The sequence below is a fragment of the Mesonia sp. K4-1 genome, from assembly GCF_008017825.1.
In the GTDB taxonomy this organism is placed as follows: Bacteria; Bacteroidota; Bacteroidia; order Flavobacteriales; family Flavobacteriaceae; genus Mesonia.
This window is the reverse complement of sequence record NZ_VRLS01000086.1, coordinates 279483-304500: the sequence shown is the minus strand read 5'-3', so window position 1 is coordinate 304500 and position 25018 is coordinate 279483. Positions and strand designations below refer to the sequence as shown.

Genomic DNA, 25018 nt, shown 5'->3' with positions numbered 1-25018 from the left:
CTTATATTAAAAATTTATGGGGGATCGGGCAAATTTATAAAAAAAAACCCAAAGCAAGCGCTTTAGGTTTTAATTTTAAATTAATTAATTATTAAGTCTATTCTTTGATTACTTTAAAGGTTTTTAATTCCCCATTAATAGTTACCATTATCATATATGGACCTGCTGCTAATTTTTCCAAATTTAAATTGGTTTTAAACGAATTAGGTTGAATTGAAATTACTTCTTGCCCTAATAAGTTATATACAGATACTTTCTGCATTTCTTGAATAGAAGCTTCTAAAACCAAAGTTGACTTTACCGGATTAGGGTAATAAGAGAAGTTCTGGAAATTAGAAATAGAAGTTTTCAAGTCTGTAGTTATAAAATCTACTTTTGTTGACCAATCACTCATATTACCAGAACCACAATCTGTTCTAACATAGAAGTCATACTCAGTGTCCTTTGTAAGACCAGTTACTTGAATGTTAGTAACTCCAGTTGCTACAGCACCTTGCTGTACCGGCGAATCAACCATAGGATCTTCACCTTCTGTCATTACTACCCAACTATAACCACCTGTCTCATCTGGTGAAGCTGCCCAAGAAAAATCAGCTGTAGTGTTTTGAACATCTGTATTCATTACTCCTGTAGGTGCTGCACAAGCCGATGCTAAAGTTGTAATATCAACCTTAGTAGACCAATCACTTAAGTTCCCTGAACCACATAACGTCTGTACATAAAAATCATAATCAGTCATTGAGGTTAACCCTGAAATAGAAACAGAAGTAACTCCAGTTGCCACGTTTCCATTAAATAAAGGCGTATCGATTGTTGGATCTTCTCCATCGGCCATTAGAACCCAATTATAACCGTTAGATTCATCTGGTGAAGCTGTCCAATCAAAATCAGCTGTAGAACTCTGAACATCAGTATTTACAACTCCTGATGGTTCTGCACAAGGAGGTGCTGTTGTGGTAATATCTACTTTAGACGACCAACCACTGTCTTCTGTAGCACAAACTGTTTGTACATAGAAGTCATAATCTGTCATCGGAGTTAACCCCGAAATGATTACAGAAGTAACTCCTGTTCCTACACTCCCATTAAATAAAGGCATATCGGTTGTTGGGTCATCTCCATCGGCCATTAACACCCAGTTATAACCTCCAGTTTCCAAACCATTTGTTTGCCAAGTAAGTTTTGCTGTCGTGCCCGTAATAGCATTATTAGAAATACTTGCCGGCGGTGTACACGGGTAATTATCGGTCATAAAATCAACCTTGTTACTCACTATACTTAAAGTACCTCCACCACAATCTGTTTGAATATAAAAATCATAGTTTGTCGCAGGAGTTAATCCATTAACTGTTAATGTAGTAACTCCAGTAGCTACCGTTCCATCATCTAAAGGCATGTCTACTAATGGATCATCTCCATCAGCCATAACTAACCAGATATAACCATTGGTTTCATCTGCAGAAGCAGTCCAAGAGAAATCGGCAGTAGTTAACGTTACAGCAGTATTAGTGATTCCTGTTGGTAGATCACATGGTGGTAAAGCTGTTGTGAAATCTACTACTGGAGACCAAGGTCCATCTAAAGAACATATAGTTCTTACATAGAAATCATAAGCCACACCAGGAGATAAACCTGAAACAGATACCATAGTATTACCAGTTGACAATATACCTGAAGCTGCAGGAGTATCCATATCTGGATTTTCACCATCTAACATCACTATATATTCATACCCATTAGTCTCATCAGGAGAAGCTGTCCAACTAAAATCTGCCGCAGTTGTAGTAATACTTGAAACAACTACATTAGTAGGAGCTACACAGTTAAAATCAAATACGCTTATATCATCAATGGAAATATCACTTTCATAATCATTACCTCTTAATGCTCTAAAACGAATCTGTATAGTTCCTGAATAAGCTGAAAGGTCTACGGTCTGAAGAACCCAAGGGTCAGCCTGAGCAGCTTGTTGCCCGCCAACTATTGGAGTCATAACATCATTATTCCAAGTAGATCCATCATGGACATCAATATGTAGCTCTCCCATATCTCCTATAGTACTTCCATTAAACATATGATAATAGAATTCTAATGCTGGGAATGACAGTGAACTAATATCTAAAAAAGGACTATATAATTCTGCTACATCTCCTGCTAAGCCACTACTTCCTTCAGTAAAAAAGAAGTTAGTACCACTATTAGCTTGATTTGGCCCGGTTCCTGACGATGTTGTATCATCATCACTAATTTGCCATTCATAAGAACCCTGAATTGTATACCAACATTCTGAATCTTCAACAGGGTTAGTAGCCGTAGCTGTATGTGTTTCAACATCATCAAAGAATGGAGCTGTAATCGGACTACAAAGTGTTGTAAAAGTGAATGGACCTGTCCAAGCACTTGAACTTGTTGATGAACAAATAGTTCTAACATAAACGTCATAGTCTGTTGAACCTGTTAAACCTGTTAGAGTTTCACCTAAAGTACCATCATTATCATTAATTGTAGCAATAGCTGCTGCTGAACCCTGAGTATAACCTACAGGGCCATATTCTATTTCCCACTCTGTAGCAGCTGGTGTATTATTACCTGTCCAAATTATATCTGCAGAAGAATCTGTAATATTATTAGCCATAATACCTGTAGGCAGTATACAAGAAGCTGGAGTAAATTCGAATGCTCCAATATCTGGTGCCGTTACACTTCTAGCATTACCATTGATATCCATTGTTACAGATGCTAAAGGCGTACCAATATTATCTACTGCTGGGTTATTTGGTTCTAATTGACCTGTAGCAGGCGCAGCGAATAAAAGATCTACATCTACAGAGTTAGTATCACCACCAGTAGCAGTTTGCCAGTCTGATAATGTCGTTTGTGCACTCCCACTATAACCTATGTGATTGGTACCAGCTGGGGCGTCCATATGTAATACATTATAATTACTAATAATACTAGATCCTGAAGTATTGAAATATAGACAATATTTAGTTCCAGAACCTCCACGAGTTATAGAAACAATATTATTGATAAACTCGATATCAGAGGCTGTTGTGGTTTGATAAAAACCTCTTGTTGTTCCAGAAGACGCACCTTGAAAATCAAGTGTAATCGTATTATGATAGTAATGTACACCATCGCTACCAGAATTATAAATAGCATAATTAGTACCTCCTGCGCCATTAATATTATATATAATATTATTTGAGACAATATTGGCATTACCTGCAGCTGCATCTGTAGAAGTATGGTAAATAGGATATGCTGCGCTTGTTGCAGATGGTTCTCCCGTGAAAGCATCGTGAAGCATGTTAGCATTGATAATGTTTCCACCTCCATTTCCTGTAAAATACAGAGCATAAAAATTACTAACATTCGTTCTATTCTCCCTATGTAGATCATTACTAATAATAGTAGTATTTTCAACATCATTGTTATAAATACCATAATAATAAAAATCTTGTATAGTATTATCTGATATTGTATTATCCATTGAACTTCCCGTAGATTGTCCACTAATTGAAATCCCATAATACCCCCCAATGATGGTATTTCCAGTAATAGTTACATTTCCACTATCACCATCAGATGTTGCGCTAGTTAAACTTCCTGAAACAACAATACCTGCATTATCAGATCCTGTATCGTCAATTGCTGAAGTTAAATCAATAGTATTATTTGTTATACTGTTAAAATTAGCACCATTTGTCAACTGAATAACAAAGTTATTATCGACATCTTGAGTCAAGAAGTTTATATTATTTAAAGTAACATAATCTACACCATCTAGTAAAAACAAGCTACGATTTGAAGTATCTGTTGCTGATGTGATAGTTTCACCATTACCATTAAAAGTAATTGTATTAGTTGCACTAGCTCCTGTCACTTCATTTAATACTAATTGCTCATTATATGGTCCTGAACCTGTTAAAATATCGAAGGTAACAGCTGCAGAAACACCACAAGCATTCAAATCTGATATTGCTGCAGAAATACTAGTATAATCTCCAGTTGTACCAATGGTATAATTTCCAGCAAGCTGTGATGGACAGCCAGTAGTAAATGAAAGTGGACCCTCCCAAGCACTTTGATCAGTTCCTCCACAATCAGAACGAACATAAAAAACATAGCTTGTTACTTGAGTCAAAGAACCAGCTGTGGTGCTATTTGTAGTAGCTGTACCGGTACTAATAGAAGTAGAAATATCTGGAGCAGGACTTCCAGAAGCCATTACTACCCATTCATAACCGTTAGAAGGTAAAATTGCTGGAGCATCCCAAGTAAAATCTGCCGTGTTTGCAGTAACTGCAGCATTAACTATATTGGTTGGTTTCAAGCAACTTGGTCCTTCCTCAATCATTACATCATCAATAGCAATATCACCATAATAGCTACTACTTGATGATTGTTCTTGCACCCTAAATCTTAATTGAACTGTATTCCCTACTACATGATTTAGTAAAATAAATTTGTGGTTTTCCCAACTAGCACTACCAGTATCAACAATGCCAACTTGATTCCAAGTTGTCCCATCATATGCTTCTATATGTAATTCATTTGGCGGGTTATATCCCTGAGTACACATAAACATATAAAAATTTAAACTCGGTGCGGTAAGTGCACTTACATCAACTAAAGGTAATTCCAAAACGATAGTTTCTGTAGTTGTAATATCTGACATATCAACAGCGGCATAGCTTCCTCCTCCACCAGCAGTATTATCAGATGGTATAGCAGAACAACCTGAAGTATTCCAACCAATACTACCTGAAAACTCCCAATCTGAAGTTTGAGACCAACAAGCTGGGATTGTAGTAGCAGTAAACTCCTCTACAAATGGTGAGCTAGGTGTTGCAATAAATGTTGCACAAGGAGTTATAAAATCTACTTTAACAGACCACGAGCTTAAACCATTTGTTGCACCACAATTAGATTGCACATAAAAGTCATAATCTGTATTTGCAGTTAATCCTGTAGCTTGAGCTAAGGTCGTTCCTGTTGCAGCGGTACCACTTGCTACTGGAGTATCTGTCGTTGGGTCATCTCCATCTGCCATTACTGCCCAGTTATATCCTGACGTTGCAGTAGCTTCAGCATCCCAAGTAAAATCTGCCGTTGTTGCCGCTAATAATGTATTTTGAGCATTTGTTGGTGTTATACACGTTGGAGCTGCATAAGTAAATATATATGTAACTCCATCTCCTGGATAATCACTAGAAGAAATACTATTATTGTCTGTAGATGTACTTGCAGCTCCAGGAACGCCTGGAGTAACACTAATAAAATTAGACCCTGAATTTCCTTTATTAAAACCTATAGAAGCTGTTCTAGAGTCCGTTGAAGTATTTGGCCCATAATTAAATTGAATATTATTTGAATCTTCATATAGTACTAATTGAAAGCTAGTATTGTTCCCAGTAGTTCTCCAAGAAATATTTGTCCACTGTACGGTAAAAGTTTGATTAGGAGATGTTCCTGAAGTTTCATATCTAATCTCTGCTCCATCTGATGATCTATGATACAAATCATCCCATAAGGGAGCTATTACATCAATTTGGGCTACGCCCGTAGCACTTAAATCGTTTGTAAAACTGACATCATTATTGGTGAAGCTTATAGCTCCATTTACACCTATAGTCAAATCTGAATAACTTGTACCAGCATAATTTAATGTAAACCCAATAGGCACGCTCAATTCTTCACCATCGTCACTATCTCCTGTAATAGCTGAGGTAACTGTTCCTCCTGTAATAGGAATATAAGTTCCTGAACTTTCAGAAAATGTATAATAAGTTGAGATTTGCGACCAAGAGGTCGTTATTCCCAACAAGGTAAAGAAAATCAATAAAGTAATTTTTTTCATATATATATTTTAAGTTAAACAACTCCCTAAAATACAAAATATATGTTAAAAAACTATTTCAATATTAATAACTTAAGACACTATTCGGTTAAAAGCAAAAAAAACCGCTTAAAAGCGGTTTTTTTAAAAATATTTTATATTTTCTTATTCTTTCTCTACAAATGCTTCCATTACTTGCTGACTTACACCCATATTCGAAAATCCTCCGTCGTGGAATAAATTTTGAAGCGTAACTTTCTTAGTAAGATCTGAGAATAGTGTTAACGTGTAATCGGCACACTCATCTGCAGTGGCATTTCCTAAAGGAGACATTTTTTCCGCGTAAGCGATAAAACCATCAAAACCTTTCACTCCTTGTCCTGCAGTAGTTGGTGTTGGAGATTGAGAAATTGTATTTACCCTTACCTTTTTATCTTTACCGAAGAAGTAACCAAAGCTTCTTGCGATAGATTCTAAGTAAGCTTTATTGTCTGCCATATCGTTATAATCTGGGAAAACACGTTGTGCAGCCATATAGGTTAAAGCTACAATGCTCCCCCACTCGTTCATAGCGTCTTTTTTATAAAGAACCTGCATGGTTTTATGAAATGAAACTGCCGAAACATCCCAACCTTTAGTGGTAAAATCATAATTCATATCGGTATAATGATTTCCTTTACGCACGTTTACAGACATCCCTATAGAGTGAAGTACAAAATCTAATTTACCTCCTAAAATTTCTGTTGCCTTTTCTACTAAGTTTTCTAAGTCTTCTACTTTTGTAGCATCAGCAGGAATAATTTCTGATCCCGTCTTTTCTGCAAGATCTTTAATTTTTCCCATTCTCATAGCAATTGGCGCATTTGTCAATACAAAAGTTCCTCCTTGCTCGTTTATTTTTTCAGCGGTTTTCCAAGCGATTGAATTTTCATCTAAAGCTCCGAATATGATTCCTCTTTTTCCTTTTAATAAGTTATATGACATGATTTTGTTTTTTCTTAGTGGTGGTAAATATATAAAAACTAGATTAGTTCAATAATTGTTTTGCGTGAGCAATTGCCGAATTAGACTTTTCTTTTCCGCCAAGCATCTCTGCAAGCTCTAAAATTCTATTTTCTTCGCTTAACTGCTCAATATTAGTCGTGGTTATTTTCTTTTTAGTTTCTTTATAAACTTTTAAATGCTGCTTTCCTTTTGCTGCAATTTGTGGCAGATGCGTTATAGCGATAACTTGCATCTCCTGACTCATTTTTAGCATAATATTACCCATTTTTTGAGCTACATCTCCCGAAACTCCCGTGTCTATTTCATCAAATATTATGGTTGGTAATTTACCATAAAACGCTAATATACTTTTTACCGCTAAAGTAATTCTAGAAAGCTCTCCGCCTGAAGCTGCTTTTTTAATATCCTTAAAACTTCCTCCTTTATTGGCTGCTAATAGCCAGTTCATTTTATCTATTCCGTGAGCGTTAAATTCTTCTTGAAGTGCGATTTCAATTTTTAGCTTTGCATCTGGCATCCCTATTTCTGCCAAAATAGCTTGCATTTTGCTTATAAAAGTGGGAATTTCCTTTTTTCTAGTTTTATAAAGTTGTTGAGCTAATGCTAAAGCCTCTTGCTTTGAAGCTTCAATTTTTTGTTCCAATATATTTAACTCTTCATCTGCATTTTCAGAGCTTGCTACTTTCTTCTCCAAATCATTCTGTAAGGCAAGTAACTCTTCAACTGTTTCTACGTCGTGCTTACGCTGAAGATTATAAATTTGCTGAAGTTTTTGATTAACCAAAGTTAACTCTTCTGGATCATCTTCAATTTTACTTTCTAATCTAACAATCTCTTCCGTAACATCTTCCAACTCCAATAAACTGCTTTCTACTCGCTGAAAAATTTCTTTATAGCTTTCGCTGAAATTTTCTAAACGTGAAAGTTTATTTTTCACATCTCTTAATACAGCTAAAACTCCAATATCTTCTTGTTCTAAATGAAAAGAAGAAGCCGAAAGGTTTTCCTTTAACTCTTCTACATTATTGAGTTCTGTAAACTTTTCTTCTAATTCTTCTTGAATTCCTGCTTTAAGATTAGCTTCTTGAAGTTCTGAAACCAAAAAAAGGTTATAATCGTAAGCTGCTTTGGCTTCTTTTTGAGAAGACTTCAATTCTTCTAATTGCTTTAAAAGTGTTTTATAAGAATTTAATTTTAGCTTATAACTAACTAATGTCGTCTTGTGATTTGCTAAATCGTCTATAATTTTAAATTGATAATTCACCTCTCCTAAAGACAGAGTTTCATGCTGACTGTGAATATCTATGAGTTGATTTCCCAACAATACTAATTTTTGCAAGGTAACGGGAGTGTCATTTATAAAAGCTCTAGATTTACCAGAAGGTAAGATCTCTCTTCTAATAATGGTTTCTGGCTCATAGTCCAAATCGTTATCTACAAAGAAGTTCTCTAATTGATAAACAGATATTTTAAAATGCCCTTCAACTACACATTTTTTATCAGGGTTTCTTACAGAAGCAATGTCTGCACGTTTCCCTATAAGTAAAGATAAAGCACCTAATAATATTGATTTTCCAGCACCGGTTTCCCCTGTGATTATAGTAAAATCATCTTGAAGCTGTAGAGAAACATCTTCAATTAAAGCAAAGTTTTTAATCGATAAATTAGTTAACAAATCCTCTTTAATTTTAGGGTAAATATACAAGAGAAATTGATGAGATACATCAAAAACAAAACAGAATTTTAGAATTTAATCTTATTCCAGTTTTTATTATAAAGCGGAGATATTCTTCGTAAATTTTCAACAACCTTATTTACTTCTACCGAAGGCCCACCAGTAAATACACTTTCAATTTCTGATGATTTAGCATCAAAGAAAGCTCGCATAGGAGCAGAATTTGGTCGGTTATTATTTACGTCTCTTAATAACTGAATAGCATCTACAATACTATTTTTCCCAGCCTCTACATCACTATGCATCACATCTAATCCTTGACGGTGGTATACATATAATGCTTCTCTATATTTAGTAAAGTTACTCGATATAATATCCGCGTTAAGCTTGTACTTAGATTGATTTCCATCATTTGCTGTCCAACCACCACCTGCTGTTTGTGCAGAGATATTCACAATTTGCTTAGCTTCTTGATGATAATCTTCTCCTCCTTGTAACGCATAAGTATCTGCGTCTAAACCTAAAATAGTAAAAGCATAGAAGCTTAAATTAGAAATTAAATTAGAATTAAAGGTATTTTCACTATATCGCAATGGCTGATACTCTGTATAATTAAAATTGAAATCGTTGTCTTTAAAATTTAAGACAGGAGTAGAATACAAACTTCCATATACAGGTCTCGAAGATTGAACTTGAACTGTAGCGGTAAAGTTATCTGAATTATATTCTTTTATGGTAATAAAAATACTGCATTGTATTCTCTCATCGTCATCCAAATCTAGATCTGTCCAACTCTGATTCATAAACTCTTTAACTGAAGTTTCTAAAGTTTTAAATATAGATAATTGTGTTTTACCAGTTTGCTCTGCATTTACAGTAACCGAGCAATTAAGTTCTTGCGCACTTAACACACAAGAAAACAACATCAATAAAGAATATATTAAAATATTTTTCATACTAATCTATCTACTAATTCTTTGAGAATATCTTTAGCCACTTTCTCTTTTGACTTTAACTCGTAAGATTGGACTTTATCTTTATCTATAATTCTAACCTTATTAGTTTCCTGTTGAAACCCTGCACCTTTATCTTGTAACGAATTTAAGACAATAAAGTCTAAATTCTTTTTTTGTAATTTCTTTTGAGCATTTTCTACCTCATTTTCTGTTTCTAATGCAAAACCAATTAAAAACTGATTTTGTTTTTTTTCCCCCATAGACAAAAGAATATCTTGGGTTTTCTCTAATTCTAAGGTAAGTTTAGGATCAGATTTTTTTATTTTTTGAGTAGCCTTAGTCATTGGCCTGTAGTCAGAAACTGCAGCAGCAGCAATAGCCACATCTACTTCTTTATAATATGAATGTACTGCATCATACATTTCTTTAGCAGAAACCACATCTACCCTATTTATACCATCATTCTTCAACTGGAGTGAGCTAGGTCCGCTAACTAAAATTACCTCTGCTCCTAGCTTTGCTGCTTCTTCAGCTATGGCATACCCCATTTTTCCGCTAGAATGATTGCCTATAAAACGTACAGGATCTATAGCTTCGTATGTAGGACCAGCGGTAATCAATATTTTTTTTCCGTTTAACGGAAGTTGTTTTGCAATATCTCTTTTTATAAAACTAATGATTTCTTCTGGTTCTGCCATTCTTCCTTCTCCACTCAAGCCACTAGCTAGTTCGCCATTCCCTACAGGAATTACTACATTACCAAAGGTATTTAATTTTTCTAAAGATTTTTTGGTTGATGGATGTCTATACATATCCAAATCCATTGCAGGAGCTACGTAAACTGGGCATTTAGCTGAAAGGTAAGTCGCTAATAAAAAGTTATTGCTTTGCCCATGAGCCATTTTTGAAAGTGTGTTGGCTGTGGCAGGAGCTATGAGCATAAAGTCTGCCCATAAACCCAAATCTACGTGATTATTCCAAACCTCAGATTCTTTATCTGTAAAGGAAATTATAACGTCATTTTTTGAGAGCGTAGATAAGGTTAAAGGGGTTACAAACTCCTTAGCTTTTGGAGTCATAACCACTTTAACCTTTGCTCCTTCTTTTATAAATAAACGTACTAAAAAAGCTATTTTATAGGCTGCAATTCCTGCAGTTACCCCTATGAGTACTTTTTTATCGTTTAAGGATATCATAGATTATGCGTTATCGCTCTTGGTATCTCTGTAATAAACTTTATCATCTAACCACTCTTGTACAGCTAATGAATGGGGTTTTGGTAATTTTTCATAAAATTTTGAAACTTCGATTTGCTCTTTGTTTTCAAAAATTTCATCTAAACTATCGTTGTAAGTAGCAAATTCGTCTAACTTCTCTAAAAGCTCTTTTTTAATTTCAGTATTAATTTGAGTTGCTCTTTTAGACATGATAGCAATTGCCTCATAGATATTATCTGTAGGCGCATCTACTAAATTTTTATCGATAGTAGTTGTACTTACGGGTGCATTTACATTTTTTATATCCATTTATTAAAGTATTAACTGTTATAGTTTTCTAATCTGTTATTAATATCTTCAAGAATTATATTCGCTTCTTCAGAAAGCTCGCCTTGAGGAAAATATTTTTTATAATTTTCGTGGTATTCTTTAGCCGTCAACAAACGCTCTTTTATAAGGTACTTGTAACTATTGATCGCTAATAAATAAGCAGATTCCATTTTATAGAAATAAGCTTTTTCTCTAAATATAGAACCAGGATTAGCTTCTATAAAATTATCAAAAGAAGCCATTGCCGCTTTATAATCTTCAGTATGGTGATATTGTTTAGATATCTCATATGATTTCTTCTCTAACTTTTCTCTCAACTCTGATGATAACTCATTGGCATTTCCTAAATTTTCTCCGTCAGGGAAACGCGTGATGTAATCTTGAAACTTATCAATTGCTTTATATGTTTCAGTTTGATCTAAACTAAACCTAGGAGAAACATAGTAATAACTCTTCGCACTTTTAAAGTAAGCCTCATCTATCTTTTCGCTTTTAGGATAAGATTTAGTGAAACGCTCAAATTGGTACCCCGAATCAAAATAAGCTTCTAATAAATAATAGGAGTTAGCGTGCATATAAGAGATTTTTTCTCCTTGCGGCTTCCCTCTATATTGTGGTAAAATTTGCTCTGTTAACCTAAGAGATTTTTTAATTTTTCCTTTTTTATCCTGTTCAATCCCTTCATCATACAACTTTACAGCCATATCATATTTGGTTTTAACATCGTCGTTTTTTAAGGCTTTTTGGTATTCACTACAAGAGTAGAAACTAGATACCAAAAGTAAAAGGAACATTAATTTTCTCATAAGTCTATAAAACATCTTGCAAAAGTACTGCTTTCTAACGTATTAAAAAAACTCTAATTTATCAGAAATATTGTTTTGCGCTAATTATTAATTATTATCTATAAATTCAGCTAATCTTAACTGTAAACTTTCTGAAGCTTTCACTAACGGAAGTCTTACCTCATCGGTAGTTAAGCCTAATTTTTTGAAAACCGATTTGATTCCTGCTGGGTTACCTTCTTCAAAAATCATATCTATTGCAGGTGCTATTTTATAATGAATTTCATAAGCTTCATCTACTTTTCTATCTAACCCTAATGCGACCATATTAGAAAAATCTTCTGGAAACCCTTCGGCTATTACTGAAATTACTCCCGCTCCTCCTGCTAAAATCATAGGAAGCGTAATCATATCATCTCCAGAAATCACTAAGAAATCTTTTGGAGTCTGCTGTATCATTTCCATCGCCTGTACAATATCTCCTGCCGCTTCTTTAATCGCAATAATATTATCAAAATCACTGGCTAATCTTGCTACGGTGTAAGGCAACATATTACTCGCCGTTCTTCCTGGTACATTGTACAAAATTATAGGTAAAGGAGAGTTTTCTGCTACGTGTTTAAAGTGCTGATAAATTCCTTCTTGAGTGGGTTTATTATAAAATGGAGAAACCGAAAGTATAGCATCAAAACCTTTTAAGTTTTCGCTTTTAAGCTGTTCAACTAACGCAGCAGTGCTGTTTCCTCCTACTCCTAAAACCAATGGTAACTCACCATTATTAGCTTCAATTATCGTTTGTTTTACTAAGGTTTTTTCTTCATTGGTTAGTGTCGCACTTTCTGCTGTTGTCCCTAAAACAACAATATAATCTACACTATTTTCTATTTGAAACTTCACCACCTTCTTTAAAGCTTCAACATCTACCGACTTATCTTCTTTAAAAGGGGTGATTAATGCAACTCCTGTCCCTACAAACTTTTCCATTATTTAATAATTATATCTGTATACTTTTTTAATTCTTTCACAAACAAACCTGGTTCCTCTTCTTGCATCAAAATCTCCATATCATTTAATCTTTTTTCTTGATGAGGAAAACCTGCTTTTAATTTTGCTTCCGCGGAAGCTGCAACCAAAAGTAATGCTAAATTATCTCTAGAGAAATAATTAATTAGTAAATCAAAATCTTGTGCTAAAAACGATTTTACTTCACTCTCTTTTTTAAAAACTCCTCGCCAATCAATATCTTTTTCTGTAAAAAAAGCACCCTCAATTTCTTTGCCCTTATTTTCTTTAAAAACTATAGTGCTCAATTGGTTAGAATTTAAAGAAAAAGTAGTGGATAATACTTTTATAAGACGCTGTTCATTAAAATTGGCGTCTACTATTAAACCTATACGATTAAGGTTTTTTAAAGGTTCATTTTTCCGTAAAGAAAAATGTTTCTCTATATTTTTTTTTACACTAAACTTTTTTATTCCTTTTATCATACAAAGACGCACAAAGTTCCATATTCTCACCTTGTGCAATAACTGTTTGCAAAGGTAAATTTATTCTTTGTTTGCTCAAATTTATGGTCAAAAAAAGCGGTATTTCTACCGCTTTTATCAATTTCTAATATTTATTATCCTCTTAACCAAGCTTCACGTAATTGCTTACGAGCATCTGAGTCTGGTAAATCTAAAGATTCATAAGAAGTTTTCATCATCGTTGCTGGTTTCACTGTCCCTGTTAAAGTCATTTCTTCCCCGTTTCTATCTATAACCATTTTAAGCTCTTCACCATCTTTCCAAGCTTGAGAAGTCATAATTAATGCATATGCATTATCTATAGTATAAGCAGTACCATTAATTGATTTAATGATATCACCACCTTCTAACTTCATCTCTTCAAGAAATGAGTTAAGAGCTATATTTTTACGAATAAAAAGTTCTTTGGTTTCTGCATCTCCATCAATAAAAGGAACTTGTCCGTTAAGGAAATAACCCGATTTAACCTCTTGTTCTTTTTTCTCAACTCCTACTTTAGCAAAGAAATCTTCGTAAGGGATTGGAGTTGTTCCGCTAATGTACGTAGTTAAAAATGTTCTTACCTCTGGATAAGTTAACTCTACAATATCATCAAACAACTCATCGTCATTAAATGGTTTTTCTTTACCGTATTTTGCACTCAATTTTTTCATCAAGTCTAAAATACCAGACTCTCCATTACTCAATTCTCTTAAACGAATATCTAAAGCCATTCCTATTAAAGCTCCTTTTTGGTATACGTTGTAATAGCTCTTTTCGTACTTTTCATCTAAGATATTTTCACTCATTACCGTAAAAGGCATGGTATCATCAAAACTTTTAGAACTAGCTATTTTTTCTGCCATTCTTTCATAGAAAGCTGCATCTTCGATCAATCCTTGATTTACCTGAAATAAATTAGCAAAATATTCAGTAACTCCTTCATACATCCATAAATGCTTAGACATTTTTGGGTTGTTATAATCAAAATAATGCACTTCATTTGAGTGTACACTTAACGGAGTGATAATATGAAAGAACTCATGTGAAACTACATCTTTCATCGATTCGTTCAACGCTTGTAAAGGCATAGTTTCGGGCAAAACTACCGTAGTTGAAGTATGGTGCTCTAAAGCTCCAAAACCTTTAGCATCGGTTTTTTGCATGTCTGCTAAATACAATAAAATAGCATACATATTGGTATTGTCTATATCTCCTAAAAAGCTTTTTTGAGCTTCTAAGATTTTAGACATATTAGGTTTAATTTGTTCGGCAGTATAAACCCCATTAGGAGAATACACATCTAAAATCACCTTCATATCTCCCAATTGAAAATCTACCTGATTGGGAGTAGAATACATAATTGGATTATCGGTAATTTCAAAATAACGAGCTGCAGAGTATTCATCTATCGTAGCATCACCTTCAGGTTTTGAAACTATGCTAGATTTTAAAGAAGTACCTGACACTAAGCTATTAGGTCTTTTTACCGTTAATTGATACGGTGTTTCTGTCATTCCGTCAAAATAACCTACAAATGCGTGAAGGTTAAGCATAAAGTTTTCATTAGCAGCAATGTTTGTTCCTGCTGGAGAAAACACTCCTTCTTCACCTGCAATATCAAAAGAATCATTTACCCAATAGGTGATTTTATCTAAATTCGTCGCATCTGCGATTTGCCAAGAATTTTCATCTAGACTTGTAACTATTAATTCCTCTCCCTTGTAATTGTAAGCTTTTACATTTTCTACAAACTTCCCATAATTATCGGTAGAATAAGTACCAGGAACAGTTTTAGGAATGTAAAATACAATGCTTTCCTTATCAATTTTTCCAGGATTAACACTTACCATCACTTTATCATCTTGTACATCTACTAAGTCGATATTAGTCACAATAGTTTCATTCTCAGAAGTCTTTACTGCTGTACTTTTACACGAGAAGAGTGCAAAAGCCAAAGCCGCAGTATAAATCATTTTTTTCATGTAGTATGGTTTTGTTAATAAGACTTCACTTATTTTCAAATGTTACATCTATTCTTTAAAATTTTTATAAAAAGGAACCTTTAAATTAACTTTAGCTTTAAATGCTATCTTTATATTTGTAAAAAAATATAGATGAAAAATTTTCTTTTACTCCTTTACGGAATCACTCTTTTATCTCTTTCCTCTTGTGGAGAAGAAAAAAACAATTCTTCTGACCCACTACAGGTTTCTAAAATTGAAGGAAAGCAACTTTCTGTAAAAAAATCTTTAACCGAAGACGAAGAGATTAAGTCTTTTATTGTTCCTTATAAAAATAGGATTAAAGGTGAAATGAATATGGTTTTATCTTATACTGGAGAAACACTATCAAAATCTGATGGAGAATACAACACCGCCATTGGAAATATGATGGCAGATGCTGTGATGGAGTTTGCTAATCCTATATTCAAAAAACGTACAGGAAACACGATAGATGGTGTACTGTTAAACCACGGCGGAATACGTTCTAAAATTAATCGCGGCGATATTACCACCCAAACTGCTTATAATATTATGCCGTTTGAAAATGAAGCTGTAGTCGTAGCGTTAAAAGGAAGTCAAGTTTTAAAAATGTTTGAATACCTGTCTCGCAGTAAAAGAGCACATCCTATTTCTGGAATGCAATTGATCTTAAATTCTAAAAATCAAATTAAAACTGCTCGAGTACAGGGGAAAAAAGTAGATCCTAGTAAAACCTATTACATCGTTACGAATGATTATTTAATGGAAGGTGGAGATAATATGAAGTTCTTCTCACAGAGAGAAAGCGAGACTTTTCTAGACTATAAATTACGTAATATTTTTATAGATTATTTCAAAAAGTACGACACCATTCAACCCGTTCGTGATGAACGTTTCATAAAAGAGTAAACCACATGAAAAGAAGAGATTTTATACAAAAAACTACTGCTGCCGGAGTGTTTACAGGAATTGCAGGTACGGCTTTACTTAGTAGTTCTTTCGCTTCCGCGGAAGCGAAACACATCACCATTCTTCACACCAACGATGTTCACAGTCATATCGACCCTTTTCCTTTAGATGATGACAGGAATCCTGGACAAGGAGGTGTCGCTAAACGTTATACACTTATTCAAAAGATAAAAAAGGAGAATCCTAATACCTTACTTTTAGATGCTGGAGATATTTTTCAAGGTACTCCTTATTTTAATTTTTATGGTGGAGAATTAGAGTTTAAATTGATGAGCAAATTAGGTTATGATGCTGCAACCATAGGAAATCATGATTTTGATAATGGTATTGATGGCTTAAATGCCCAACTCCCAAATGCTGAGTTTAGTTTACTAAATGCTAATTATAATTTTTCTAATACAGTTCTTGACGGACAAATAAAACCATATCAAGTTTTTATTAAAGACGGAGTGAAAATTGGAGTTTTTGGTGTAGGAATACAATTAGAAGGTTTGGTCAACAAAAAAATGTATAAAGAAACAGAATATAATGATCCCGTTTCAATCTCTCAAGATATCGCAAAACAACTTAAAGAAACAGAAAAATGTGACTTGGTGATTTGTCTTTCGCATTTAGGTTATCACTACGATCACGATAAAATTGATGATTTGAAACTTGCCTCTAAAACTAAAAATATCGATCTTATTATTGGTGGTCACACCCATACATTTTTAGATAAACCTACCGTAACTAAAAATGCTGAAGGCAAAGATGTACTTGTTAACCAAGTAGGCTGGGCTGGGATTAATTTAGGTAGAATAGATTTTTATCTTGACCACTCTAATAAAATTAACGGAAAAGGAGCTAGTATTTTAGTATAGAATTTTATAACTTGTAACTCAAACAATGATTATGAGCTTAAATAAAAAACAATATATTCTTTTACTAATAGGAATGGCCTTAATGATTTTTTCTTCCTTTCTACCTCGATTTCTGGATGTATCAGATCTTGTAGAGGGAACTGTTAAAGGAATCGGAATAGGAGTTATGATTAGCTCTCTATTAATAAAGAAAAAAGTTATTTCTTAAATCAAAGAAGGTTGGTTTAGTAAACCATTTTTAAAAAATCATCTTCAGAAATAATTTGAGTGCCTACTTTTTCCGCTTTAGCGAGCTTACTCGGCCCCATATTTTCACCAGCTACTAAGTAATTCGTTTTAGCCGAAATTGAACCCGTCACTTTTCCACCGTTGTCTTCTATTAACTTTTTAAGCTCTTTACGGGAAACTTTTTGGAATACTCCAGAAATTACAAAAGTGTTTCCTTGTAATTTATCGGTTAAGCCTTCTAACTCTTCTTCAGAGATGGCTAACTGAACACCAAAAGACTTTAGCCTTTCAATAGTATTTCTATTTTCCTCAACTTCAAAGAAGTGAACCACACTTTCTGCGATCTTCTCCCCTATTTCTTCCACATTCACCAGCGTTTCTTGCGAAGCTTCCGCTAAAGCGTCAATTGTTTTAAAGTATTTAGTCAGCTTTTTAGCTACAGTTTCGCCTACATACCTAATTCCGAGTGCAAATAAAACGCGTTCAAATGCAACTTCTTTTGATTGCTGAATCCCGTTGATCAAGTTTATTGCAGATTTTTCTGCCATACGTTCTAACGGAAGAACTTCTTCTTTCTTTAAGTCGTATAAATCGGCGTAATTCTCGATTAAACCTTCTTTCACTAATAACGCCACGGTTTCCCCACCAAGTCCCTCAATATCCATCGCTTTACGCGAAATAAAATGTTGAATACGACCTACAATCTGCGGAGGACAACCTGTAGCATTCGGACAATAATGTTGTGCCTCACCTTCTTGACGAACCAATTCTGTTTCACATTCAGGACAATTTATGGCATATTGCGTAGGATTGGAAGATGCATCACGCTTATTAAAGTTTACTCCTACGATTTTAGGAATAATTTCTCCGCCTTTCTCAACATATACCGCATCTCCAACTCTAATATCTAATTTTTCTATTTGATCGGCATTATGTAAAGATGCCCTTTTAACAGTAGTTCCCGCCAATTGCACTGGTTTTAAATTTGCAACCGGAGTGATAGCTCCTGTTCTTCCTACTTGATAAGTAATACTTTCTAAAACGGTTTCTTCTTGCTCTGTTTTAAACTTATAAGCCATTGCCCATCGTGGCGCTTTAGAAGTAAAGCCTAGCTCTTCTTGTTGACGCAAATTATTAACTTTAATCACCACCCCATCGGTCTCGTATGGTAATTCGTGACGATGAATATCCCAATATTGAAGGAATTCATCTACTTCTTGCATACTAGAAGCTAAAATAGCTTCTTGAGGAACTTTAAAACCCCATTCTCTTGCTTTTTGTAAACTTTCAAATTGAGATATAAAAGGCAAATCTTCCCCAATAACACTATATAATAAGCAATCTAACGGTCTTTTTGCTGTCTCACTACTATCTTGTAGCTTTAGACTTCCGGAGGCTGTATTTCTAGGGTTGGCATATGGTTCTCCCCCATTTTCTACTCGTTCTGCATTCAATTGTGCAAAACCCTCGTAAGGTAAAACTACTTCTCCTCTTATTTCAAATTTTTGCGGATAATCCCCTTTCAGTTTTAACGGAACAGATTTTATGGTTTTAATATTATTTGTAATCTCATCTCCTTGATTTCCGTCACCTCTTGTTACTGCTCTAAGCAATTCACCGTTCTCATAAGTTAAACTAATTGACGCCCCGTCATACTTTAGCTCACAAGTATATTCTACTTCTCCATCACTTAGTTTTTCAATTCGTTTTTCCCAATCTTCTAGATCTTCTTTAGAATATGAGTTGGCTAATGAATACATTCTATTTTCATGGACGATCGTAGGAAAATTCTTAGTTATAGCACCTCCTACACGTTGAGTAGGTGAATTTTCATCCATAAGCTCTGGATGAGCTGCTTCTAGCTCTTGCAGTTTTTCTAGCAATTGATCAAATTCATAATCACTAATTTCTGGCTTATCCAAAGTGTAGTAATTATAATTATGTTGATGTAAGGCTAGCCTTAATTCATTTATTTGCTGTTCGGTGGTGCTCATAAAAATGCTAATTAAAAATATATGTAAATGCGTAAATGAATTTTATTTTAAGTTTGATCTTCCTTAGTTAGCCAATTTGCTTCGTGTGTGGATTGATATTTATGCATTTTATCTAAAAGCACCTCTACCGCATCCGATACGATAATCAAATCTAAATTTTCTTTTTTCAGTAAACCTTTGGTCACCATGGCATTAAACATCATAAGAAGATCATTATAATAACCCTCGGTATTTAATATTCCTATTGGTTTTTTATGCAAGCCTAATTGCGCCCAAGTCACAATTTCAAAAAATTCTTCTAGAGTTCCAAAACCACCAGGCAACATAATAAAACCGTCGCTCATTTCATGCATCTTAAGCTTACGCTCATGCATATCTTTTGTAGTTATAAGTTCGGTTAAGTTGCGGTGTACAATCTCTTTGGTTTTTAAAAACTCTGGAATTACCCCAAAAACAATTCCTTCATAATCTAAAGCTCCTTTAGCTACCTGTCCCATAAGCCCTAGTTTGCTTCCGCCAAAAACCAAATCTATATCCTTGTTAGCTAAAGATCTACCTAATTCATAGGCTTGACTATAAATAAATTCGTCATTGCTATCACCACTTCCGCAAAAAACAGCAATACTTTTAATAAAATTATTTGATGTTGAGTTGTTCGTAGTTTCCATTCTTTAAACTTTTATTTACTAGTACAACTAGCTTTAATCATTCTTGCTTTTCCAAAAATATCATTTTTTACTTCTACAAACGAAAATCCAATCTCGTTTATTAATTGTACCGTTTCCTTGGCCAAATATTCATTTATTTCTAAGTATAAAATCCCTTCCTCAGACAATGAATCAAAAGCCAATTCACTTATTTTTCGGTAAAAAATTAAAGGATCTTCATTCGATACAAATAATGCTAAATCAGGCTCATGTTGCAAAACATTTTCTTGCATCATTTCTTTTTCTAATTCGCGCACGTAAGGCGGATTAGATACTATAATATCAAAATTATCTTCTAATTTTTCTACTTTTAAGATGTCTTGTTCTAAAAAAGTAATTTCCACCTCATTTAACTCTGCATTCTCTTTGGCGGTTTCTATCGCTTTCGCGGAAATATCTATTGAAGTTACTTCTAACTGCGGTAAGGTTTTAGCTAAACTTATAGGAATACATCCGCTTCCCGTTCCTATATCCAATAATTTTAATGAATTCTTGTTGTTTTTAAAATCCTCAACAATCCAAGCTACTAATTCTTCAGTCTCTGGACGCGGAATTAAAACTGAAGGATTTACCCTAAACGGAAAACCAAAAAACTTTGTCTCTCCAACAATGTATTGAATGGGCTCATAATTCTTTAACTGCAGCGTTGCTTGCTGAAAATTCTTTATAGCAATTTCCTCAATTTTATATTCGGGCTGTAATGCTACTTCTAATCGTGAAAGCTTTAAGTAAGCTTGTGTAAGCCAATAAAAGAAACTTTCAATTTCTGTAGCAGGGTACAATGTGTTTAATTCCGTAAAGAAATTTAATTTTAATTCTTGTAAAGTCATTTTAGAATTCTTTAAGCATCCAAGTGGTACAACTAAAATGCCCTGTATTTCCTAAACGGGTATCTAAATATTCAAAGCCACTTTTTTTATAAAGTTTTTGAGCGGCTTCCATGCTGGGCAGGGTTTCTAAGTAGCATTTTTTATAACCTACTTCCATAGCAAAATTCAAACAAGATTGTATCATCCTACCTCCCAAACCTTTACCTCTAACCTCTTGCAAAAAATACATTTTTTGAAGTTCGCAAATTTCGTCGCTTCCTTCTAAGGAACCAATTCCTGCACTTCCATAAATTTTAACACCATCGGTCAAAACAAAATAAACCGATTTTTCATTTTGATAAGTTTCATACAAGGTATCAAGATTTTCATCTTCGTAAGCGGTTCCTGTTTTAGGAGCATTATTTTCTATTAACACCGCTCTAATCATCTCTGCTACAAAGGGATTGTCTTCTTTTTGTATAGGTCTTATTTTTAGGTGTTCCATTCTTGATTTTTCATGCTATTTTTGAAATGTGAAAATACACGAAAAATATATAAAACGTTGCATTCAGCTGGCTAAAAATGGACTTGGGAACACCTACCCCAACCCAATGGTAGGCAGCGTAATTGTTTATAAAGATCAGATTATTGGAGAAGGTTGGCATCAAAAAGCTGGAGAACCTCACGCCGAAGTAAATGCGGTAAATTCTGTTAAAGATAAATCTCTACTTAAAAAAACAACAATTTATGTAAGTTTAGAGCCTTGTAGCCATTTTGGTAAAACTCCTCCTTGTAGCGATTTAATCATTGCTCACGGTATTAAAAACGTGGTTATTGGGACGATAGATCCCTTTGCAAAAGTCGCCGGAAGAGGAATTCAAAAACTAATACAAGCAGGATGCGAAGTAGTTGTTGGGGTTTTAGAGAAAGAATGCCAAGACTTAAATAAGCGCTTTTTTACATTTCACAAACAAAAACGTCCTTTTATCATTTTAAAATGGGCACAAACATCTAATGGATTCTTAGCTCCCCTAATTCAAAATCAAAGAGAGCCTGTTTGGATAAGTAATCGCTACAATAAACAGTTGGTGCATAAATGGCGAAGCGAAGAACAAGCTATTCTTATAGGAACGCAAACCGCTATTAAAGACAATCCAAAATTAGACACCCGACTTTGGAAAGGAAAATCTCCCTTAAGATTGGTTATTGATAAAGATTTAAAAATCCCTACTCAAAGTCATTTATACCTTCAAGAAACACCTACTGTATTTTTCACAGCTTTAAAAAAAGAAAACAAGAAATTTATTGAGTTTGAAACCTTAGATTTTAATCAACCTCTTATTCCGCAAATCTGTGATTTTTTATATCGTAAGGAAATTCAGAGTCTTATTGTTGAAGGCGGCGCCAAAACTTTACAGGAATTCATCAATAAAAATTATTGGGATGAAGCAAGAGTTACCAAAAATTTAAATTCTTGGGAAAACGGAATTTCTGCTCCAGAAATAAGTGGTAAAATCAGTAATAAAATAAACTTACAAGACAATACCATAACTTTCTATGAAGCAGATTAAAACGCTACTTTTCGATTTTGGTGACGTATTTATCAATTTAGATAAATCTGCTACTTTAAAGCACTTAGCACAATTTGGAATAACGAAGTTATCGCCTGAACAAATTGAAAAAAACAAAGCTTATGAAGTAGGGAAATTATCTTCACAAGATTTTATTTCTTACTACCGCACTAACCTTAAGGACAATAACGCTTCCGCGGAAGCGATAACAACAGCATGGAATTCCATTTTATTAGACTTTCCTTTACAGCGATTAGAGTTTCTTAAAGAACTGAAGAAAAAAGGGGAATTTCAATTAATATTATTGAGTAACACCAATGATTTACATATTTCGTGGATTAAAGAGCAAGTAAATTTTTACGAAGAATTTAAAAACTGTTTTGATGCTTTTTATTTGTCTCACGAGATCAACTTGAGAAAGCCAAATGCCAATATTTATGAATTTGTTTTAGACCAACATCAATTAAAACCTAAAGAAGTTTTATTTATTGACGATACCAAAGAAAACACAGATGCAGCAAAATCTTTAGGTTTTCATGTGTGGAATATCGATCCTGAGACAGAAGATGTAACCTCTTTATTCAAAACTAATCAACATTTATTTTGATATATCTTTTATTAAGTATTTTATCCTCAAGCCTCATTTATGTTGCTTTTAAGTTATTAGACAAGTTCGATATTCGCATTTCTTATGCGATTGTGATCAATTACTTAACTGCGGTCGTTGCTGGATATTTAGGACATTCTAAAAGTTTTGATGCACAAACCATCATTAATGCCGATTGGTTTTGGGGTGCACTTATTTTAGGTTTTCTCTTTATTGTAGTTTTTAATCTTATGGCATTAACGACTAAGATTAACGGACTTTCGGCTGTTTCGGTGGCGAGTAAAATGAGTTTATCTATCCCCATTATTTTTGTTATTTTCTACTATAAAGAATCTGCAAGTGTTTTAAAAATCTTAGCCATTATTCTAGCATTAGTGGCGGTCTACCTTGCATCAGTAAAAACAAGGAAGGGAATTACATTTAAAAAAAATACTTTAATTTTTCCTGTATTGGTATTTTTTGGAAGCGGAATTATAGAAACAGGAATTAAGTATTTAGAGCAAAACTATGTTGCTCATGATGATGTGGCGCTTTTCTCAATGACCTTATTTATTGTTGCTGCATCGTTGGGGATTCTTATTTCTATTTACCATTTTTTCATAAAGAAAATTAAGTTCACTTATAAAGAAATTCTTGGCGGAATAGCTTTAGGAATCCCTAATTATTATTCTGTATATTTTTTCATACAAGCTTTACGCGGAAATTTAGACAGCTCGACAGTGTTTTTAATCAATAATGTCGCCATTGTAATGCTTTCTACTTTATTAGGAATTGCTTTATTTAAAGAGAAGATTTTAAGAAAAAACTGGATTGGCATTGCCTTGGCAGTTGTTAGTATTATTTTAGTGGCCTTAACAACACAATAGATTTGGAAAAAGACATTTACAAAACCATTCACCAACCAAGCGAAGAAGTTTTATTTAAAGACAAGGGCAGTAAATTTTTCGGATATGCTTTTCCGGTTAAAACCGAAGAAGAGGTAAAACTACATATCGAGGAGCTTAAGACAAAACATCATCAAGCTAGACATTGGTGTTATGCTTGGCAATTAGGCAAAAACTATGAACATTATAGAGCTAATGATGACGGCGAGCCAGGAAACTCTGCAGGAATGCCTATCTACGGACAATTACAATCATTTGAAGTCACCAATATTTTAGTTGTTGTGGTACGTTATTTTGGTGGTACCAAGCTAGGTGTTGGCGGACTAATCAATGCATACAAAACCACCGCTCAAATGGCTTTGGAAAATTCAAACATTTTAACCAAAACCATAGATGTGGAATATGAAGTTTCTTTTGATTATCCCAATATGAATAAAGTCATGCGGGTAATAAAAGAAAAAGATCTGCACGTAAAGAATCAAATTTTAGAACTTGACTGTAAAATTTATCTTTTAATAAGAGAAAAAGAGGCCGAAGCTATTTTTAAAAAGTTTGATAGTATTTACGGAATTAAAATTAAAGAAATAGAATAATTTTTAAGCCTTCAGTTTTTCTAAAATGTAACTCGGGCACTTCATAGGTTTTCTAGAATTTATATCTACAAAAACTAAAACTGTATAAGCTGCTGATAACAATTCTTGATGTTGATTATAGATTTTATAGTTAAACTCAATCTTCACATCGGGCATCTTTACCAAGGTAGTTTCTACCCTTAAAATATCATCAAATTTTGCTGGCCGTTTAAATTTAAAATTCATCTCATAAACCGGCAGCATTACTCCGCTTTCTTCCATAGATTTATAAGAAGTACCAAACTGCTCTAACCAGTCACACCTTGCTAACTCTAGGTATTGCGCATAATTACCGTGATGCACTACTCCCATTTGGTCTGTTTCTGCGTAACGTACTCTTATATGTGTTGAATGGCTTTTCATGTTAATTTTAGAATTAAGTGAATTAGTTTTTGTAAGTTTAAAAAGAATTTAAGTATGAGAAAAAAAAACGGTAAATTCAAGAGACATTTTGTTT

Annotated in this window: 21 protein-coding genes; 6 read left to right on the top strand and 15 right to left on the bottom strand. The window is 33.9% G+C overall.

The annotated features are described in order from the left end of the window. Nucleotides 1-97: 97 nt before the first annotated feature. The 10 genes from FT986_RS13625 to FT986_RS13580 all read right to left on the bottom strand — a co-directional run bounded on the left by FT986_RS13625 (nt 98) and on the right by FT986_RS13580 (nt 15300). Nucleotides 98-5863, bottom strand: coding sequence for a fibronectin type III domain-containing protein (locus tag FT986_RS13625; protein WP_147865524.1), 5766 nt, complete (start codon nt 5861-5863; stop codon nt 98-100). A gap of 144 nt (nt 5864-6007) precedes the next feature. Beyond that, nucleotides 6008-6826 (bottom strand): enoyl-ACP reductase, encoded by an 819-nt coding sequence (locus tag FT986_RS13620; RefSeq protein ID WP_111541032.1) that lies wholly within the window; start codon nt 6824-6826, stop codon nt 6008-6010. A 43-nt stretch (nt 6827-6869) separates the two neighbouring features. After that, complete coding sequence (gene recN, locus FT986_RS13615) at nt 6870-8522, bottom strand: DNA repair protein RecN (RefSeq protein ID WP_147865523.1); 1653 nt, start codon at nt 8520-8522, stop codon at nt 6870-6872. A 68-nt stretch (nt 8523-8590) separates the two neighbouring features. Continuing rightward, the gene (locus tag FT986_RS13610) at nt 8591-9478 is read right to left on the bottom strand and encodes a DUF4835 family protein (protein WP_147865522.1); all 888 of its coding nucleotides are present in this window, start codon (nt 9476-9478) and stop codon (nt 8591-8593) included. Then, a complete protein-coding gene (gene coaBC, locus FT986_RS13605) occupies nt 9475-10674 on the bottom strand; it encodes a bifunctional phosphopantothenoylcysteine decarboxylase/phosphopantothenate--cysteine ligase CoaBC (RefSeq protein WP_147865521.1) in 1200 nt (399 codons plus the stop codon). Before coaBC ends, FT986_RS13610 begins: the two co-directional genes overlap by 4 nt. Nucleotides 10675-10677: 3 nt before the next feature. Next, nucleotides 10678-11004, bottom strand: coding sequence for a DNA-directed RNA polymerase subunit omega (locus tag FT986_RS13600; RefSeq protein ID WP_111541028.1), 327 nt, complete (start codon nt 11002-11004; stop codon nt 10678-10680). A gap of 11 nt (nt 11005-11015) precedes the next feature. After that, entirely contained in the window at nt 11016-11819 is an 804-nt protein-coding gene (locus tag FT986_RS13595; protein WP_255505978.1) for an outer membrane protein assembly factor BamD, read from the bottom strand. 99 nt (nt 11820-11918) lie between these two features. Then, nucleotides 11919-12794, bottom strand: coding sequence for a 4-hydroxy-tetrahydrodipicolinate synthase (gene dapA, locus FT986_RS13590; RefSeq protein WP_147865519.1), 876 nt, complete (start codon nt 12792-12794; stop codon nt 11919-11921). Then, nucleotides 12794-13297: a hypothetical protein gene (locus tag FT986_RS13585; RefSeq protein WP_147865518.1), complete on the bottom strand. Its 504-nt coding sequence runs from the start codon at nt 13295-13297 to the stop codon at nt 12794-12796. The genes dapA and FT986_RS13585 overlap by 1 nt, the downstream gene beginning before the upstream one ends. 134 nt (nt 13298-13431) lie before the next feature. After that, a complete protein-coding gene (locus FT986_RS13580) occupies nt 13432-15300 on the bottom strand; it encodes a peptidase M61 (protein ID WP_147865517.1) in 1869 nt (622 codons plus the stop codon). Between the two features lie 132 nt (nt 15301-15432). Between FT986_RS13580 and FT986_RS13575 the strand changes: the two genes are divergently transcribed. Together FT986_RS13575 and FT986_RS13570 are read left to right on the top strand one after the other, a co-directional pair. Beyond that, entirely contained in the window at nt 15433-16209 is a 777-nt protein-coding gene (locus FT986_RS13575) for a 5'-nucleotidase C-terminal domain-containing protein (protein ID WP_147865516.1), read from the top strand. Nucleotides 16210-16214: 5 nt separating this feature from the next. Then, on the top strand, nt 16215-17129 hold the full coding sequence (locus FT986_RS13570) for a bifunctional UDP-sugar hydrolase/5'-nucleotidase (protein WP_147865515.1): 915 nt from the start codon (nt 16215-16217) through the stop codon (nt 17127-17129). A gap of 224 nt (nt 17130-17353) precedes the next feature. On the opposite strand, the gene ligA is transcribed toward FT986_RS13570, so the two are convergent. The 4 genes from ligA to FT986_RS13550 are packed head-to-tail and all read right to left on the bottom strand — an operon-like array spanning nt 17354 to nt 21372. Beyond that, nucleotides 17354-19351 (bottom strand): NAD-dependent DNA ligase LigA, encoded by a 1998-nt coding sequence (gene ligA, locus FT986_RS13565; RefSeq protein WP_147865514.1) that lies wholly within the window; start codon nt 19349-19351, stop codon nt 17354-17356. Nucleotides 19352-19398: 47 nt separating this feature from the next. Beyond that, on the bottom strand, nt 19399-20019 hold the full coding sequence (locus tag FT986_RS13560) for a TIGR00730 family Rossman fold protein (RefSeq protein WP_147865513.1): 621 nt from the start codon (nt 20017-20019) through the stop codon (nt 19399-19401). A gap of 11 nt (nt 20020-20030) precedes the next feature. Beyond that, nucleotides 20031-20888 (bottom strand): peptide chain release factor N(5)-glutamine methyltransferase, encoded by an 858-nt coding sequence (prmC, locus tag FT986_RS13555; RefSeq protein ID WP_147865512.1) that lies wholly within the window; start codon nt 20886-20888, stop codon nt 20031-20033. A 1-nt stretch (nt 20889) separates the two neighbouring features. After that, on the bottom strand, nt 20890-21372 hold the full coding sequence (locus FT986_RS13550; protein WP_147865511.1) for a GNAT family N-acetyltransferase: 483 nt from the start codon (nt 21370-21372) through the stop codon (nt 20890-20892). A gap of 28 nt (nt 21373-21400) precedes the next feature. On the opposite strand from FT986_RS13550, the gene ribD reads away from it, so the two are divergent. Genes ribD through FT986_RS13530 form a run of 4 tightly spaced genes read left to right on the top strand, consistent with a single transcriptional unit; the run spans nt 21401 to nt 24522 of the window. Further along, nucleotides 21401-22438 carry a bifunctional diaminohydroxyphosphoribosylaminopyrimidine deaminase/5-amino-6-(5-phosphoribosylamino)uracil reductase RibD gene (gene ribD, locus FT986_RS13545; RefSeq protein WP_147865510.1) on the top strand — a complete coding sequence of 346 codons (1038 nt, stop codon included), beginning with the start codon at nt 21401-21403 and terminating at the stop codon, nt 22436-22438. Then, nucleotides 22425-23045 carry an HAD family phosphatase gene (locus tag FT986_RS13540; protein WP_147865509.1) on the top strand — a complete coding sequence of 207 codons (621 nt, stop codon included), beginning with the start codon at nt 22425-22427 and terminating at the stop codon, nt 23043-23045. The genes ribD and FT986_RS13540 overlap by 14 nt, the downstream gene beginning before the upstream one ends. Further along, nucleotides 23042-23911 (top strand): EamA family transporter, encoded by an 870-nt coding sequence (locus FT986_RS13535; RefSeq protein WP_111541015.1) that lies wholly within the window; start codon nt 23042-23044, stop codon nt 23909-23911. Before FT986_RS13540 ends, FT986_RS13535 begins: the two co-directional genes overlap by 4 nt. Further along, on the top strand, nt 23908-24522 hold the full coding sequence (locus FT986_RS13530; RefSeq protein ID WP_147865508.1) for a YigZ family protein: 615 nt from the start codon (nt 23908-23910) through the stop codon (nt 24520-24522). The genes FT986_RS13535 and FT986_RS13530 overlap by 4 nt, the downstream gene beginning before the upstream one ends. 3 nt (nt 24523-24525) lie before the next feature. Here the strand turns inward: FT986_RS13530 and FT986_RS13525 are convergent, their stop codons facing one another. Beyond that, the gene (locus FT986_RS13525; RefSeq protein WP_147865507.1) at nt 24526-24924 is read right to left on the bottom strand and encodes a thioesterase family protein; all 399 of its coding nucleotides are present in this window, start codon (nt 24922-24924) and stop codon (nt 24526-24528) included. Nucleotides 24925-25018: the final 94 nt, after the last annotated feature.